Source organism: Varibaculum massiliense (assembly GCF_900106855.1).
Taxonomy (GTDB): Bacteria; Actinomycetota; Actinomycetes; order Actinomycetales; family Actinomycetaceae; genus Varibaculum; species Varibaculum massiliense.
This window is the reverse complement of the sequence record NZ_FNWI01000004.1, coordinates 1482240-1497659: the sequence shown is the minus strand read 5'-3', so window position 1 is coordinate 1497659 and position 15420 is coordinate 1482240. Positions and strand designations below refer to the sequence as shown.

Here is a 15420-nt window from a genome sequence, read left to right as displayed (position 1 = left end):
CGAAAACCTGAAAAATGAGTCACCTAATTTTCTGATTGGCGCACACACCTATGCTTTGGCTACTGAAACGGTTTGACCAGTCGGATTATCCCAAACTTCGGTGGGTAGTTTCCCGGGTAGATAGGGATTGTCCTTAGCTACGAACACCGGCACCCCGTTCTTGTCCCGCCGCCGCGATGCAGAGTAATCCTTTAAGGCGCCTACTGCCCACTTCCAAAGCAGGGTAATCGCAATCAGGTTAGTAATGGTCATAACCGCCATGGCAATATCCACTGCGTTCCACACCAGCGGCAGGGAAACCACTGCCCCCAACACCACCGAAGCCACCGAGACTATCCGCACCAACCAAGATGCCCAGGGCTTAGTGGTAACAAAAGACATGTTTACATCGGAGTAAACATAGGCGGCAATAATCGAAGAGAACGCCAGCACCGAGATAATCAACAGCATCAGGTAGGTTGACCAATCCCCTAACTGGGAGGCTACCGCCACCGTAGTCAAAGAGGCTGCCTGAGAGGGATCGGTACCGGTCAGCACCGTTTTGGGGGCGCTCAAAATAATGATGGCAGTCGCGGAACATACGATAATGGTGTCTACAAAAACTCCTAGCGATTGGATGAGCCCTTGGCGCACCGGGTGAGAAACTGTAGCAGTGGCGGCCGCATTGGGGGCAGTCCCCTGCCCGGCCTCGTTAGAAAAGAGGCCGCGCTGCACCCCGTTGATCAGGGCAGCGAAGATTCCCCCACCGATTCCGCCTCCAAGCGCCCCGCCGGTGAACGCGCTTTTCACGATTAACGCCAGAATCGCGGGAATCTGCCCGATATTCATGACCAGGATAATCGCCGCGATAATCACGTAAACCACCGCCATAATCGGAGCCATCCATTCGGTTACCCGTGCCACCGAACGAATTCCTCCTAAAATAATCGGAGCTGCGAAAACGAACAGGATTACCGCGATTATGGCCGAATGGGTGCCCTGTTGGGCTTCAGTAGTGCCGAGGGTGGTCATAATCGAGCCGGCAATCGCATTGGACTGCACCGAAGTGATTACGAAACCGCAGGTGATAATAGCGATGATTGCAAAGATGGAACCAAACCAACGTTTGCGCAGCCCCAACCACATATAGTAGGCCGGACCTCCGCGGAAAGTACCGTCCTCGTTCCTGACCTTGAAGAGCTGCGCCAGGGTAGATTCCATAAAGGAGGTGGCCATCCCTACTAGCGCCACTATCCACATCCAGAAAATCGCGCCGGGACCGCCGATGATTAGCGCGGCCGCCACTCCGAACACGTTGCCTACCCCTACCCGAGCCGCTAGGGAAATAGTGAAAGCCTGGAAGGAGGAGATTCCTCCGTGCGAGCCCTGCCGAGAAGCGAAAACTACTTGCCACATATGGCGGAAGAAACGGAATTGCACTCCCCGGGTAACTACCGTGTAGAAAATCCCCAGGCCGATCAGAATCCAGATTTCGGCGTAGAGGGCGATAGCATCGGCTATTTGCTTGACGATTGCGGCGGCTTGATCCACGTTATTTTTGTCCTTTCAGGCGCCCAAAACTGTTTTGGACGTCCCTCTTAGAACAGTCTGGGAGGGGCTTTTAATGCAAACGTGTCCACACTGCGGAAGCCGGTTAGAATAGCCGCATGAGTATTTCCCCCCTAAATCAGCTGCTGGACGATTTAGAGGACGCGGGGAAATTAGATGACCCCTTAGAGGTCCTCGCAGGGTTCAGCAATTGGGCGACCTCTACCCGTCGAGCGTTATACCCCCATCAAGAGGAAGCCGCTACTGAAATTTTTGCCGGTCACCACGTGATTGCCGCGACTCCTACTGGTTCGGGAAAATCCATGATCGCCTTAGCAGGACATTTGGCGGCACTGGCAAAAGACCAACGCTCCTACTACACCGCCCCCATAAAAGCCCTGGTGTCGGAGAAATTCTTTGACCTAGTAGAGCTGTTTGGAGCCCGCAATGTGGGAATGATTACCGGCGATATTTCTCTAAATGCGGAAGCCCCGATTATTTGCTGCACCGCGGAAATCTTGGCCAACCAGTCACTGCGTGATGGTGCCGAACTAGATGCCGGGGTAGTCATCATGGATGAATTCCACTTTTACGGCGACCCGGACCGCGGTTGGGCTTGGCAGGTCCCGCTGCTGGAACTGCCAAAAGTTCAGTTTGTGTTAATGTCGGCGACCTTGGGAAACGTTGATTTTTTCATCCGGGACTTGAAGGCGCGCAGCGGGCGGGAAGTGGCGCTCGTTGACGGAGCCTCCCGCCCGGTGCCGCTGGAAATGGAATATAGCGAGGACGACTCCCAGTACCTGCTAGAAAGCCTGGTGAAGGCGGGACGCTGGCCGATTTACCTGGTGCATTTTGCGCAAAATGAGGCGGTCAAAACCGCCGCCGGCTTGGCGTCTGCTAATCTGCTGGACCGCGAAAAACGCGAAAAAATTGCTGCCCAGTTAAAGGGAGTGCATTTCACCAAGGGATTCGGCCAAACCCTGTCGCGCCTTTTGCGCCTGGGGGTGGGGGTGCATCACGCGGGCATGCTGCCGCGATACCGCCTATTGGTGGAGCAGCTGGCTCAGCAGGGGCTGCTGGTGGTTATTTGCGGGACGGACACTTTAGGGGTGGGGATAAATGTTCCTATCCGGACTGTGGTGTTCACTTCCCTAGTCAAGTTTGATGGGCGTCGCCAGCGCCACCTGTCGGCTCGGGAGTTTCACCAGATTGCCGGGAGAGCCGGGCGCGCCGGGTTCGACACTATGGGGTTTGTGGTGGTGCAGGCACCGCCCGAAGTAATTGAGACCAAGAAGTTGGCGGCGAAGGGGCAAAAACGCAAGGGCGCGCCGGCGACAAATAGCCAAAAGCCGAAGATTTCCTGGGGGCGGTCTACTTTTGAACGCCTGGTTGCCGCTCAGCCGGAGCCACTGCGCTCCCATTTCCGGATTGACCACTCCTTGGCGCTTAATGTGCTTTCCGGTGAGCGCGACGCCGGGGAACATTTGCTGTGGCTGGCACGCAATAACCATGACGCTCCGCAAAATTCGAATCCGCATTTGCGCCGCTTAGGGCAGGTTTATTCCTCATTAAAACAGGCGGAAGTGGTTCGGCATTTACCTGCTGAAAAGGCAGGTAGCCGCGGGCGCCTAGTGCTCACCCATGATTTGCCGGAAGATTTTGCCCTTAACCAGCCGCTATCTCCTTTCGCCCTGGCTGCTTTGGATTTACTAGATCCTGATAGCCCCGATTACGCCCTAGATTTAGTTTCGATTGTGGAATCGGTTTTAGAGGATCCCCGCCAGGTGTTGATTGCTCAGCAAAAAGCCCAGCGTGACCAGGTGTATCAAAAGCTGCGTTCCGAGGGCGTGGAATATAACCAGCGTCAGGAGATATTAGAGGAAACCACCTGGCCGCAGCCTCTGAAAGAACTGATTGCCGGCGCGTTTAAGACTTTCGCGCACTCTAATCCTTGGGTTTATGGCTCTGAGCCCTCCCCTAAATCGGTGGTGCGTTACCTGGTAGAAAATACCCTAACTTTTACCCAGTTCATTTCCCGTTTCGAGCTTGCCCGCAGTGAAGGGGTAGTGCTGCGCTACCTGACCGACGCCTATCGCGCCTTGGGGCAAATCGTGCCGCCGGAGAAGCGGAATGAGGACTTCGACCAGCTATTAATTTGGCTGGGGAACACAGTTAAGGGTGTGGATTCCTCGCTGCTCGACGAGTGGGAGGCGCTGGCCAGCGGGAAACGCCGGGAAAGCCTCGCGGAGGATGCCGAGGAAGAACCCGCCTTTGGGAGCGGAGAAAACCAGCTACCCAGTGCTAATCCTTTCGCTTTGCGCCGCCAGTTCCGCAATGCCGCCTGGCAGCGCGTAGAAGCCATAGCCTTCGATAGCCTGCCGCGGCTTGCGGCTTGCCAAGATTTACACGCCGATGGGAATGCCTGGTCGGATGAGGATTGCGAGGCTCTGCTGGATGACTATTGGGAACGCTATGATGACCTGACTTTGGATCAAGGAGCCCGTTCTAGCACTCATGCGGTAATTAGCGAGGGCGAACAGGCGCGGGAGCTGCTGTCTCGCTACCTTGATCCCGATAGCGATTTACTGGACGGCAGGAAGGTTTGGGCGTTGCTGCAAGAAGTGGATGATGGCAGCGGGCTATGGGAATGGCGAATGTTATTTGCCCTAGATATCTCGAAAACTGACGCGAGCGGGGAGCTACAACCTTACCTGGTGACTTACGGAGATATCACTTAGGGCGCTACCCACAGAACTTTCTATATTTGCCACGCCCACTAGAGTGGGAGTTATGGATATCGCAACCGGGATTGAGCAAGTAGACCAGCGGATCACTAAAGCCTGTGAGCAGGCCGGACGGGCGCGCAGTGAAGTTACTTTAGAGTTGGCAGTCAAGACTCGCACCAGCGAGCAGATTATTGCGGCTGCTAAGGAGCTGAAAAAACGCGGTCTGCCGGTGGTGCTGGGACATAACCATGTCCAGGAAGCACAAGCTACCAATGAGGCGGTGCGAGCAGCAGATCTGGGGGCGGAAGTTCATATTATTGGTCGCCTGCAGGGCAATAAAATCACTGCCGCCCTCAAGGTCTGTGACCTGGTCGAAACGGTAGATTCTCTTAAAACTGCCCAGCGTTTAGTGCGCCGCCTAGAGGCGAACTATCCCGGGCGGGTTCTGCCTTGCTTTATCGAAGTGAACTGTTCGCGCGAAGCCTCCAAAGAGGGAATAAACCCCGAGGAGGCCTGGGAGTTAACCCAGCAAGTGCTACAAATGGAGCAGCTCAGCTTGCGGGGATTTATGACTATTGGGGCGCTTAGCCCTGATGAACAGCGGATTCGTGAATCTTTCCGAATTTTGCGGGAGCTACGGGATTGCACGGTTGCTACCGGAGGACGCGGGCAGGATGCCCGCGAGCTGTCGATGGGAATGTCCCAGGATTTAGAAATCGCGATTAGCGAGGGCGCAACTATGGTGCGAATCGGCACCGATGTTTTCGGCGCACGCGATTGCCGTTAAGGCTTGTGCCTGCCAGTTCTTAGTTGGCAATCCGCCGGGTATTTAGAATAGCTTCCACATCTACCGGTTTACTTTGCGCCACCAGCTGGGCGGTAGTCAAAGATTCTTCGGTATGCGGATGCGGACGCGAAGGACGGTAGGGAGCGCTCCCCCGCGTTGCTAAATGCTCTGCCAGCAGCTCGGAGGCGTCTACATCGCGGCGTGCCAAGCGCGGTTTGAGGGCGTAAATCGGTTTTGGCATGGGCGTGGGAGTCCATCCGCGCTCATCCTCGCGGCTTTCTTTCTCGCTGACCGCAGCGCTTTTTACCGGCTCTGGCTCTGATTTATCAACCACGATTTCCGTTGGGGCTGCGGCTTTGATTTCCGTATTTGAGTCTGCCGCCACCGGCGCTACTACCGGCGATTCCTTGGCCTCAGTTTCTTCGCTGGTTGCGGCGGTCGGCGCTGCAATATCGGCTATGTTTTCGGTGTTGTCATCTTTGCTAGCGAGTTTAGTTTCGCAGACAACTTCACTGGCTTCATCAGCGACTTTATCGGCCACTTCGTCCTCACCGCGTACAAAATATTCCCGGAAATTCGCGGCGCGGCGAGCAGCTGCCGCCAGTTTGCCCAGAGCGGACTGTCCCCAGTTTTCACTTGCCTGCTGCTTTGCGACAACCTCGGCAGTATCGGCAGTAGAAGTTTCGGTCTTTGCTGGCTGTTCTGCGGATTTTACGCTATCGCTTTCGGTTTTAGCTGCCACATCCACCTGCGATTTTGCATCCGTTTCCGCTTTCGCGCTGAGCTGCGCATATTTCTTTTCGCTTTCGCTCATGCGGTGTCCCTTGGCGGGGCGAGTTTCAAGCGCGTGGATACGTTCCAGGGCGCGTTGGTCGTTTTCTCTACCTGCCTGGGCGGCGCGCGCCCCCAGGAACAAGGTAGCACCCATCGTAGCAACTGGAATCAAAGTCCATAACCAGGAAAAGGAGTTCACCGCCGCTGCCGCTACCAGCACAATCGCTACCGCAAACTGTACAGTTAGCAGGGTGAGGCGGCGGCGGGCCGCCTGCGCCCGCCGCTGTATCTGCTGAGCCCGGGTAATCTTCGCGGCCATCAGTTCACTGTGGTCACGCTGAGCTGGTGCTACTGGTCGCTGCATAGTTCCTCCTAAGACTGGGGGGTTTACGCTGTAACGCTGCCGTTTTTCCGGACGTGACTGGGTGTCCAACACCCGCAAGTTCGCGCTGAAGCGGTCATCGCCATGGGAATGAGCTTGCCGGCGTTTGGTATCAATCAACAGGGGAAGATATATTCCCCCGAGAATCAATACCAAAATCGGTAAGGCCAATCCAATAAACTCCACATATCAAAAATAGGATATTTATCTGCCGGATTCTCTCACCGTAAAGGCGTGTTGAGCAGGGAATGTTATGAAATTTTTAGCAAAATGCAACATTCGTAACAAATGCACCAATAGCCACATTTTTTCTTTATTTTGGCTCGCAGCTACCCGCGAAAGAAACCTATTGTTTAAGCAATCTCACGCAGTTTCCTATCACGCAATTAGCGACCGGCTGCAAGAAGGTTTAGCCCTCGTCCTCAGCAGGTAAACTTCGGGACTCCCCCTCTTTTAGCCGCGCCCGCCCCCTTAGCTGCTCCAGGTATCCACCCTCGGGCATTTCTTCGGCAGTAGCGGCATACCCCAAATGGTCAGCCCATTGTCCGGCAATAAAATAGAAATTGCGTTTGCGTCCCTCAAAACGCAGCCCCAACTTTTCTACTACCCGGCGCGAAGCTTTATTTTCAGGACGCAGATTAATCTCTACCCGGTGCAAATATGGCGCCCCCAGGCATAAATCCAACACCATCGCCACCGCGGTAGTGATTATTCCTCGACCGCTATATTCTTCGGCAACCCAATACCCCAGGTTCCCAGAATGTGAAGCTCCCAGGGCAATATCGCCAATACTTATCTGCCCCACTAGCTGCCCATCAACCCAAACAGCGAAGGAATAGTAGCGTCCTTTCCGCGCTAGGCGGGCGCTCCGCTTAATAAAAGCCCGCAACTCCATATTTTCACTTCGATACCCCGGAGCGGCACCCGCCTCCCAAGGTTCCAACCAACTGTGATTATCGGCTCGCACCTGCGCAGCTAAACGATGATCCCGGGCATTCATCTCCTGAACCAATAGCTGTTTTATTGGTGGATTCCCCGGTTTTATCAGACCGAGGCCTACCGGATCATCTAGCTGCGCACGGAAACGCGCACGCAGACGAAAAGTAGTTCGCTCAGAAACCAAAACAGCGCCCTAATCTAGCACCATGCAATGGAAATAGTCGCCCTCGGAAACCGAGGTTACCGCTTCGGGAATAACCGCCAGCGCGTTTGCCCTGGCCATATTGGAAAGCAACAGGTCTTCCGGTTCCCCAGTCAGGCGCGCCCGGTAACCACTATCCGGCGCGCCCACGATTTTCACCGGCACAAACTGGCGTCTGCCCACCGGAGAACGCCACCCGCGATCTACTCGCGCCCGCAGCGAAGGTCGATACAGCTCTTCCCAACCCGCCAGGTGTCGCAGGCAGGGACGCACGAAAATCTCGTAACTGATTTGGGCAGCTACCGGATTTCCGGGGAGACAAAAAATTGGGGTGCCTTCCCCGACGGTGCCGTAACCGAGTTGTTTGCCGGGAGTCATTGCCACATTGTCAAAACGCGCGGTTCCCAGGGGAGCTAGCACCTCTTTAACCGTGTCGGCACTACCATAAGAAAGACCACCGGTGGTGATAATAATATCTGCCCTTACCAGCTGATCCTCTATAGTTTCAGAAAGCGCCCTGTGTTCATCAGGAACCGCCGCCACCCGGAAAGTATCTGCCCGCGCATCTTCCACTGCCGAGGAAAGCGCGTGTCCATTCGCATCAAAAACTGCCCCGGCTCGTATTGCTTCACCCGGCTCAATCAGTTCGTCCCCGATTGACAAAATTACTACCCGAGGACGAGGACGCACCGTCACCCGCAGACGCCCCACTCCCGCCAGCAGCGCCACTTGCCGCGAGCCAATGCGTGAACCCGCACGCAAAATCACGGTACCGGCGCTTACATCTTGTCCACGACGTAAAATATTCCTACCCTTTGCCGGAGCAGACAGAATCTGCACCCGAACACCGCCTTGATCGGTTTCCTCTAGGGGAACCACGGTATCTGCTCCCACCGGTAAGGGAGCACCCGAGGCAATCCGGACCGCGCTATTTTCCACCAGGGCGCAAGGTTCCGCGTCCCCCGCTTTCACCTCGGCAATAACGTCCAGGTAGACCTGACGCATTTTTCCGGCACCCCCGATATCTCGGGAACGAACCGCATATCCATCCAAAGTTGCCTGGTCGGTGACCGGCAAATCGAAAGGTGCACTCACGTCCTCGGCCAGGACACACCCCACCGCATCCGGTAGCAGCACGTCTAGCGGTTCTAGCGGTGCCACTAGGGACAGACAAGTATTCAAATGTTCCGCAACAGTGCGCATTCGCCCTCCTGAGGTCTAGTACTGTTTCCAGGTTACCTGCCCACGCCCGCGCCTCGACGGCGAAAAGCCGAATGGAGGCAAACGCATAAACGTCTATCATTGATTCATGGATTTAGTGACTAGCAAACGGGCGCTGCGAAAAAAGTTTTTGGATCGCCGCCGCCTGTCATTTTCAGCCGCGCAACGCCACCAGGCAGAAACGCAAGTCTTGGCGGCAGCGAAGCCACTTTTGGATTCCTTAAAGCCTGGCGAGGTAGTAGCTAGTTACCTTTCTTTCGACACTGAAGTTCCTACTTTCTTACTTAACGAAACCATTCTGGCGGCTGGTTTGAAACTGATGGTTCCTTGCGGTCTGGAACAGTCACGTTGGGGGGAACTGGATCCAGCGCAACACACACGTGCGCTTTACCGTCGTTTCAACCCGCACCCTCCCCTGTTATCTAGGGAAATACGCTGCGATGAGCTGGCGAAAATAGGGCTAAAAATTATTTTCTTACCTGCCTTGGCGGTGGATAGGACGGGAGTGCGTCTCGGGCGGGGAGCCGGTTGGTACGACCAGACCTTAGCCCATTGCGGCCCGACTTGTTTCCCTCATCCCGAGCTGATTGCCCTGGTACACGAGTGGGAGGTACTACAGGCGGGAACGCTGCCCCGGGAGCCACACGACCAGCTAGTTGACCAGGTATTGACCTCGGAAGGGCGTCTACAAAAACTAGGTAGCGACTAGCCCAGGTCGATACCGGAGGCGATGGACGAGGACCGACAGGACTATATTGTCCCTGAAAGGGCAGGCTGCGGCGGCTCGGTTCGGGAATCTTGTCTCCCCGGGTTACCCGGTTCCATCCGGCAGCTATACCCCTGCGTTTAACAGTTCTTGCAGATAACGCTGTGCTGTCCCCAAGGGGCAATAACCGACATGTTTTCCGGCGGATTATCTGGGCTTTTCTTGCCACTCAGAAAGCTGAGATAAATCGGGGTATGCGAGAGTTTCTCTGGCGCTGGCGGCGCACCATTGCCCTAGCTGCCGCGGTGGCAGTAATAATCAATTTGCTGCGTTTAGTGCTACCCCAAGTTGCCAGCAAACCGATGATCGTATCTGCCACCACCATAGCCCCCGGAACGGTTATTACCGCTGAGCAAGTGGCAGTTAAAGCGGTTCCGGTGGCGGCGCTACCTCCCCGGGCGTATCAGAAAGTTTCCCAAGTAGTGGGGCAACGAACCGCAGTACCGATTGCTGCCGGAACTACCCTATTCCCGGCGTTATTTTCTTCCTCCCCGTTTGCACGACAATCCTATAAAGGTCAAGTGATATTGGCGTTGCCGCTACGAGAAAGCGATCAGGGTTTGGCCAGCGCCGGCGATGAAGTGATCTTCTTCCTCGCTACCTCTGCTGAAAATCAATCAACATCTTCAGACAATGAAAACGCTGTTACGGGTGAAACTTCTCCAGAAAGTAGCCCCGAGGCAGAAAACAAATTGGCGGGAAATAAGGGACTTGCCGCACAGGTTACCGCCCGAGTGTTATCGGTAAGTGCCGCCAGTGGCTCGCTAACTGGGGGACAAAAGGCAGCCACTATCGAGGTGGCAGTGAACGCCGCGCAGGCACCGCTGCTAGTGCAAGCCAGTAAGACGGAACCGCTACAATTGGCCAGGACAGGCTAAAACCTACTAAAAGAGGATTAATGAGTACAGAAAAAACTGGTTTCATTGCCGGATTCAAAGAGTTTATTTCCCGGGGAAACGCCATTGACTTGGCAGTCGGAGTAGTTATCGGTGCAGCTTTCGGGGCAGTAGTAACCGCCATCGTAGAAAAGTTCATCAACCCGCTAATCGCCGGATTGGTGGGCAAACCCAACTTCGATAACGTTTTAGAGTTCCACCTGGGCAGCGCTACTGTGCAGCCGGGCGCAATTATCACCGCCCTAGTGAACTTCCTGCTGGTAGCACTAGCGATTTATACCTGCATTATCGTACCGATGAATAAGCTGATGCGCGTGCGCGACGCTAAAGATAAGACCGACGAGGAGGAAGAAGAACCCGAGGCAGATCCCCAGGTAGAACTGCTGACCGAAATCCGCGACCTGCTGCAATCCGAAAAATCCGCCTCCCAAAACAGCTAACCTCGTCACGGGTCTGGCTCGGTAAAAGCACTCCGGGGACCCCGTGACCGGCTTCGCCGGTCAAGCCCCTCTCGTATCTTTTACCGGCCGCGACCCTTGCGTGGGGGAGAAGTTTTATCCGAGCAGGCTAGGTGGGCGCAAAATTTGGAAAACGCCGCTACGTTTTCCAAATTTTTGGGCAGGAGGAAAAACTTCTCCCCCGCGCGCCCCGGCTTAAGCGAAGAAAATCTAAATGAGGGCTACTGATTATGTTCGCGCCAGTGGGGAGGGAGTTCGGATAGGTAATCCACCTCGGGGCGGGTTTGCTCGTCACTTGGGCGCGCGAACTTTTCCGGGCTTGGATCTGCGCTTTCCTGCCAGGAAGTGGGTTTACCTTCCTGGATGCGCTGCAAATCCACCTCGGAATAGCTACGCGCCGCAGGATGTTTCATGGTTAATGATTCCGGGTAACTACGTTCTTCAGAATCGTTTCTACCTGGGTATCCCTACGGAGCAGCCCTAACTCGCCAAAAAGTAAATCCACTTCTTCCTCTACGCTACGTTTTTTACCATCAGAACGAATCCAAGCGAGCAGGTCATCTAGCTGATCATCACCGTAGGCGGTAAGTGGCAGTCCCCGAGATAGTCGCGGACGAGATGCGGGACGGTCTTTCTCGCTAATAGCTGCTTGCGGCGCCGGTGAACTGGCTGGAAGCGGAGATGCAGCCGGCTCGGGAGCAGGGGCGGGAGCTGCCGCTGCCTCGCGTCTTGCCTGCGCTTTCTTACGTTCTTCAACCACGTCCACCACCAGGTCAAGTAGGCGCTGTGCCTGCGCGGCGGGATCCATGAAAACCGCGGTGGAATACACTACACTGACTACCCAGCCGTATTCTTTGAGGCGGTCAGGCCAATGCCGTTCGCGCCGCCGCAAAGATTTTTCGGCCACGTAATCGGGGTTATCGGTCAGCACCGCCACCAGCAGTTCGTCTGGATAGTCGGGGTGTCCAATCGCTAGCGGTATCCGCATCCCGTTCTTGGGTCCCAGGTTAGGAATCACGGTTAATCCTACCGAGTAGAGACGTTCCGCCAGGTCAAGCAGGAGGCGATCGGGTTGCGATTCTTCCTCGTCCATGGCCTGTGCCGCCTGTACCGGTCCCACGGTCTGCGCCTGAGCGCGCGCGGCTTGTAGCAAATCGTAGAGCATTCTGGATCCCGCGGTGTGTAGCCGCTGCGGATCAATAGCCTCAGGAGCCATAGAAGAAATCAAAGACAGTTCTTTACGCACCATCGAAACCGCGTCTACCAGCAACGCTGTGCCTTCCATCGCAGAGATTACTCCGAAGTCATGTAGCACCTGCCCGTGAGGGGTTTTCGCAAATCCCACCGATAAAATCACGTGGTCGCGGCGTAAACCAGCTGCACCTGCCGCATCTACGATTACGAAAGGTTCTTCCTGGTTGCGCCCTAAGAATTTATCTAACTTGGGGTTGCGAGCAACTTCGCTCATAATCGCGGCACTGATTCGCTGGGCATGCTTTACGGTTAACGCCACCACTCCTAGAGAATCTTTCGGTTGCAGTTCCGCATGTAAACAAACTTGCCGCACTACCTCCTCAACCTCTTGAGAAGAAGTTTCTACGCATTGGGCTCCCGGTGCAGGCATTCCCCGCCCATCGACCACGGTCAAAGTTACTGGACGCGAGGGACGCGGCACGGTCACCGGCATCACGTCCCGACCGTAATCGTGGTCTGCCAGGAATGCCGCCACCCATTCATTAACCCGTGAGCGGGTAGGGGGCGCGGTCAATTGCGGGAATATCCCGGCAAAATCGGAGATGGTTCCCTGTTCGCTGCGGCGCACATCCCCTACCACTACCACTTGTTCCGCCCGGGCAATCGCGGGAATCACTTCTGCCAAATCCGCATTTTCTACCCCGTCCAACACCAGTAAATCTACGGGGTGATCATTCCCCAGAATCTGAGGTACCAACACCGGGGGAATCATGCGAATAGGACGCATCCGCTCGACAATCGGGAACTGCCCGATAACTTCCGGCAAATCCGTGCGCGCCTCGGTTAACACGTGCTCCAGGTCAGAAACAGTTTCGCTTTGGGAATCAACCAGTTTCGCTATCTGCCGGCGCACCTGTCGCAATACTTGCCCTGCCAAAGAGTTCACTTGTTGCAGGTCAAGTTGGCGCAGTCGCGTAGACAGTTCCCGCAAACGTTCCCCGTCAAAATGAGCCAGCCGGTCATCTAGACGCAGCATTTCTGCCAGTGCCGATGCCCACCAGGCCAGGTCTAGTTCTGTGCGCAGTAACTCGCGGGAAACTCGCCTTTCACGCAGGTCATTGACTAGTTCATCCAGCCCTAAGTCGTGAAGTTCTTTTAGCAGGGATACCCGTTGTGGTAGCCGCTCCGCGCCCTTCTCGTCTGCAGAGAGGCTATCCATCAAGCTGGCTAGGTCATCAAGCGGCATTTCTGCGAAATCCCCGAAACCGGTAGAGAAGAACGGTTGCAAACGCGATATATGGCTGCGTAGCGCTTCCTCGGCTTTTTGCATCTGGTCTAAGCGCCCAGGCAGAACCGGCCAGCCTCCGCCGGGAGAGTATTCGCGCCAAATGCGGCGCTGCTGCTGCACCCGGATTAGTTCACGATGCAGATCCTCTACCCTGCGTCCGGGACGCACCAGGTCTTTCGCCTGTTTAATCAGGTGGCGCCGCTGAGAATTTTTCATATTGAGGGCGCGCTCTTGGCGCCATTTCTTAGTGGCGGTAGCAATCACCATATCGGCGGCGGAACGCTCAAAAATCTGGGGCTTAAACACGTCCATGGCTTCACGCAAACCATCTAGCATCCGCAGCTGGTCATGCCACTGGTTGAGGGTGGTGGCGCGGCGCAGCCCGGTTTCTTTTTGGGCGCGATCAATATCTGCCCGCACCTGCGGTAAGGTGCGCCCGGCTAGTTGGGAAACACCCTCAACAGCGGTATCAACCATTTCGGGGGAAGAAACTACCACCGAATACCAAGGGTTGGTTGCTCGCGTCTGCGCGAAAATCCCTTCTTTTTCTGCTTCCGCGAGTAGTTCTTGGGCACGTTTGGCTCCATCCGCGGCGATATGATGCAAAGTTTCCAGGTCGAAACGTACTTTGGTACGCGGCCCTGGTTTCATGGAGGTTAAATCTGCCAATACCTGTAGGGCATCATAGGCAGATACCTGCCAAGGGTCACGTTTACGGTGCAGCTGTTCCATATATCCGCCCAGTTGGGAGCGCACTTGGGTCAGCTCGTGGCGCATTTTATTGGTGGCTTCAGCTTCTTCCGCTTCAATCGATTCTATCGGGGAGTTTAAGGATTCCAGCAGCTTGGCGGGTACTACATCGTTCCAACGGCTACGATCCGATAAATCCAGGGTGAGCCCTTCTAAACCCAAGCGGTCCAGGGCAGAGAGTACTTGCTGTAGGCGGCGCCGCGCCCCCGGCACATAGGCGATAGTGCGCCCCGCACTGGCAGCATCCGCGAGAATCGCGGTCACTGTGGAGGTGATTTCAGATTCCGGTGGTGCATCTAGCAGCAGGTTCGCCCCGGATGCCACCGCATCTAGGATGTTATGCTGCGCGGGGTCAAGGTCACCCACCCCATGTTCTGCCACGGGGTCACGGTCGCTTAAAACCGGTTCCGGCAGGGGGGATAGTACCGCCCCGGCGGCCTCTACATCTCCGCAAAGTGCCGCAGTTACCTGCGATTGAGCCAATAATTCTTTATTGAGCGCATAGTCTTTTACCAGGTTAGATAAGGGATGTAAGTATTGCCCCACAGTGAGCGAATCGTAAAGATCAAATCCCAAAAGATGTATCATCCCCAGGCGCCGCAACTCGTGCAGGGCATTGGTGGGGCTGAAAGCCTCATCTGCCTGCAGCCCTTGCAGAATGGAAACAATTTCTGCCTGTTCCCCTTTTTCCCGCAGTGCCGCTTCTAGCGGCGGCCACACTTCGACCACATTATCTAGGGTAAGCAGCACGTCTTCATCTGCAGTCAGCGAAAGTTCCACCGGGCATAGCAACGCCGGTCCGGTGATGGTGCGGGGCTCACTGGCATGAACTTTTTCAATATCGTAGACGGCGCTATTTTCACCCGCATCTTCGGAAGTATTTTCACTGTTAGTAGCGTTATTTTCTGTGCTTAGCGCCGAGGCAGCAGTCGCCGATATTTTCGTTACCGAGGACGCGGCTTGGTTAGCTGCCCGATCCCAAGCGGCTCCCAGGGTTCCTCCCTGCCGCCAAGAAGCTGTCCCAATCGCCAGGTAAACCGGTCCACTGCCGTAACGGGCTTCACGATCTCGGGAGGCAGAGAGTACTTCCCGCGCCCGAATCCGGCAATGCGATAGGGCGCGCGGTTCCCGTACCAGGTTGGATAGGCGGGTGGGGCGCCCTCCGTAAAGCTGTGCCAAACCACCGGGGTGGGCAGCAGATAGTTCCAGGTAGGCCGAGGCGGTTTCTTCGGCAATAGTGCGCTCCAGGTTGGCACTCCAGTTACTCAGTGCCGCCTCCACTAGCTGTTTACCGCTGCTAGCAGGTGCTTCTTCCATCGCCAAAGCCTGATTGGTACTCTCGCTTGAGTTCATCTCTGTTTCCGGGTTATAGCTCACGATGCCAGCATACGAGACCTAAGGGGTTTGCCCTGGTTGCCATGCCCTGAGAGGGCGAAAACGATAATAATCACTACCTGGGAAACCCGAGGTGACTACCACTGTAGTTTTAAGCCTGATTAACCAGTGTTAT

General features: G+C 55.5%; 11 protein-coding genes. 5 read left to right on the top strand and 6 right to left on the bottom strand.

Annotation, left to right across the window (positions count from 1 at the left end; genetic code table 11):
* Positions 1–48: 48 nt before the first annotated feature.
* The gene (locus BQ5456_RS06680; RefSeq protein WP_071129299.1) at positions 49–1530 is read right to left on the bottom strand and encodes an alanine/glycine:cation symporter family protein; all 1482 of its coding nucleotides are present in this window, start codon (positions 1528–1530) and stop codon (positions 49–51) included.
* A 116-nt stretch (positions 1531–1646) separates the two neighbouring features.
* Here BQ5456_RS06680 and BQ5456_RS06675 point away from each other — a divergent pair, with 116 nt between their 5' ends.
* Positions 1647–4265: a DEAD/DEAH box helicase gene (locus tag BQ5456_RS06675; RefSeq protein WP_071129298.1), complete on the top strand. Its 2619-nt coding sequence runs from the start codon at positions 1647–1649 to the stop codon at positions 4263–4265.
* A 52-nt stretch (positions 4266–4317) separates the two neighbouring features.
* Entirely contained in the window at positions 4318–5040 is a 723-nt protein-coding gene (locus BQ5456_RS06670) for a YggS family pyridoxal phosphate-dependent enzyme (RefSeq protein WP_071129297.1), read from the top strand.
* A 19-nt stretch (positions 5041–5059) separates the two neighbouring features.
* Here the strand turns inward: BQ5456_RS06670 and BQ5456_RS06665 are convergent, their stop codons facing one another.
* The 3 genes from BQ5456_RS06665 to BQ5456_RS06655 form a co-directional block, all read right to left on the bottom strand.
* Positions 5060–6382: a hypothetical protein gene (locus BQ5456_RS06665; protein WP_071129296.1), complete on the bottom strand. Its 1323-nt coding sequence runs from the start codon at positions 6380–6382 to the stop codon at positions 5060–5062.
* A 223-nt stretch (positions 6383–6605) separates the two neighbouring features.
* On the bottom strand, positions 6606–7319 hold the full coding sequence (locus BQ5456_RS06660) for a GNAT family N-acetyltransferase (RefSeq protein WP_083378412.1): 714 nt from the start codon (positions 7317–7319) through the stop codon (positions 6606–6608).
* Between the two features lie 9 nt (positions 7320–7328).
* Complete coding sequence (locus BQ5456_RS06655; protein ID WP_071129295.1) at positions 7329–8540, bottom strand: molybdopterin molybdotransferase MoeA; 1212 nt, start codon at positions 8538–8540, stop codon at positions 7329–7331.
* 106 nt (positions 8541–8646) lie between these two features.
* Here BQ5456_RS06655 and BQ5456_RS06650 point away from each other — a divergent pair, with 106 nt between their 5' ends.
* From BQ5456_RS06650 to mscL, 3 genes are all read left to right on the top strand, one after another.
* Positions 8647–9267 carry a 5-formyltetrahydrofolate cyclo-ligase gene (locus BQ5456_RS06650; protein WP_071129294.1) on the top strand — a complete coding sequence of 207 codons (621 nt, stop codon included), beginning with the start codon at positions 8647–8649 and terminating at the stop codon, positions 9265–9267.
* 251 nt (positions 9268–9518) lie between these two features.
* Entirely contained in the window at positions 9519–10202 is a 684-nt protein-coding gene (locus BQ5456_RS06645; protein WP_071129293.1) for an SAF domain-containing protein, read from the top strand.
* A gap of 20 nt (positions 10203–10222) precedes the next feature.
* Positions 10223–10660: a large conductance mechanosensitive channel protein MscL gene (gene mscL / locus BQ5456_RS06640; RefSeq protein WP_071129292.1), complete on the top strand. Its 438-nt coding sequence runs from the start codon at positions 10223–10225 to the stop codon at positions 10658–10660.
* 239 nt (positions 10661–10899) lie between these two features.
* Here mscL and BQ5456_RS06635 read toward each other — a convergent pair whose 3' ends face one another.
* Both BQ5456_RS06635 and BQ5456_RS06630 read right to left on the bottom strand, forming a co-directional pair.
* Positions 10900–11091, bottom strand: a complete 192-nt coding sequence (locus BQ5456_RS06635) for a hypothetical protein (RefSeq protein WP_071129291.1) — start codon at positions 11089–11091, stop codon at positions 10900–10902.
* Between the two features lie 2 nt (positions 11092–11093).
* The gene (locus tag BQ5456_RS06630; protein WP_143037052.1) at positions 11094–15287 is read right to left on the bottom strand and encodes a DNA helicase; all 4194 of its coding nucleotides are present in this window, start codon (positions 15285–15287) and stop codon (positions 11094–11096) included.
* Positions 15288–15420: the final 133 nt, after the last annotated feature.

Excerpts from the sequence above, each read along its gene's own strand:
- BQ5456_RS06675 (WP_071129298.1), top strand. The coding sequence starts at position 1,647 with ATGAGTATTTCCCCCCTAAATCAGCTGCTGGACGATTTAGAGGACGCG.
- BQ5456_RS06670 (WP_071129297.1), top strand. The coding sequence starts at position 4,318 with ATGGATATCGCAACCGGGATTGAGCAAGTAGACCAGCGGATCACTAAA.
- BQ5456_RS06655 (WP_071129295.1), bottom strand. The coding sequence starts at position 8,540 with ATGCGCACTGTTGCGGAACATTTGAATACTTGTCTGTCCCTAGTGGCA.
- BQ5456_RS06650 (WP_071129294.1), top strand. The coding sequence starts at position 8,647 with ATGGATTTAGTGACTAGCAAACGGGCGCTGCGAAAAAAGTTTTTGGAT.
- BQ5456_RS06645 (WP_071129293.1), top strand. The coding sequence starts at position 9,519 with ATGCGAGAGTTTCTCTGGCGCTGGCGGCGCACCATTGCCCTAGCTGCC.
- mscL (WP_071129292.1), top strand. The coding sequence starts at position 10,223 with ATGAGTACAGAAAAAACTGGTTTCATTGCCGGATTCAAAGAGTTTATT.
- BQ5456_RS06635 (WP_071129291.1), bottom strand. The coding sequence starts at position 11,091 with ATGAAACATCCTGCGGCGCGTAGCTATTCCGAGGTGGATTTGCAGCGC.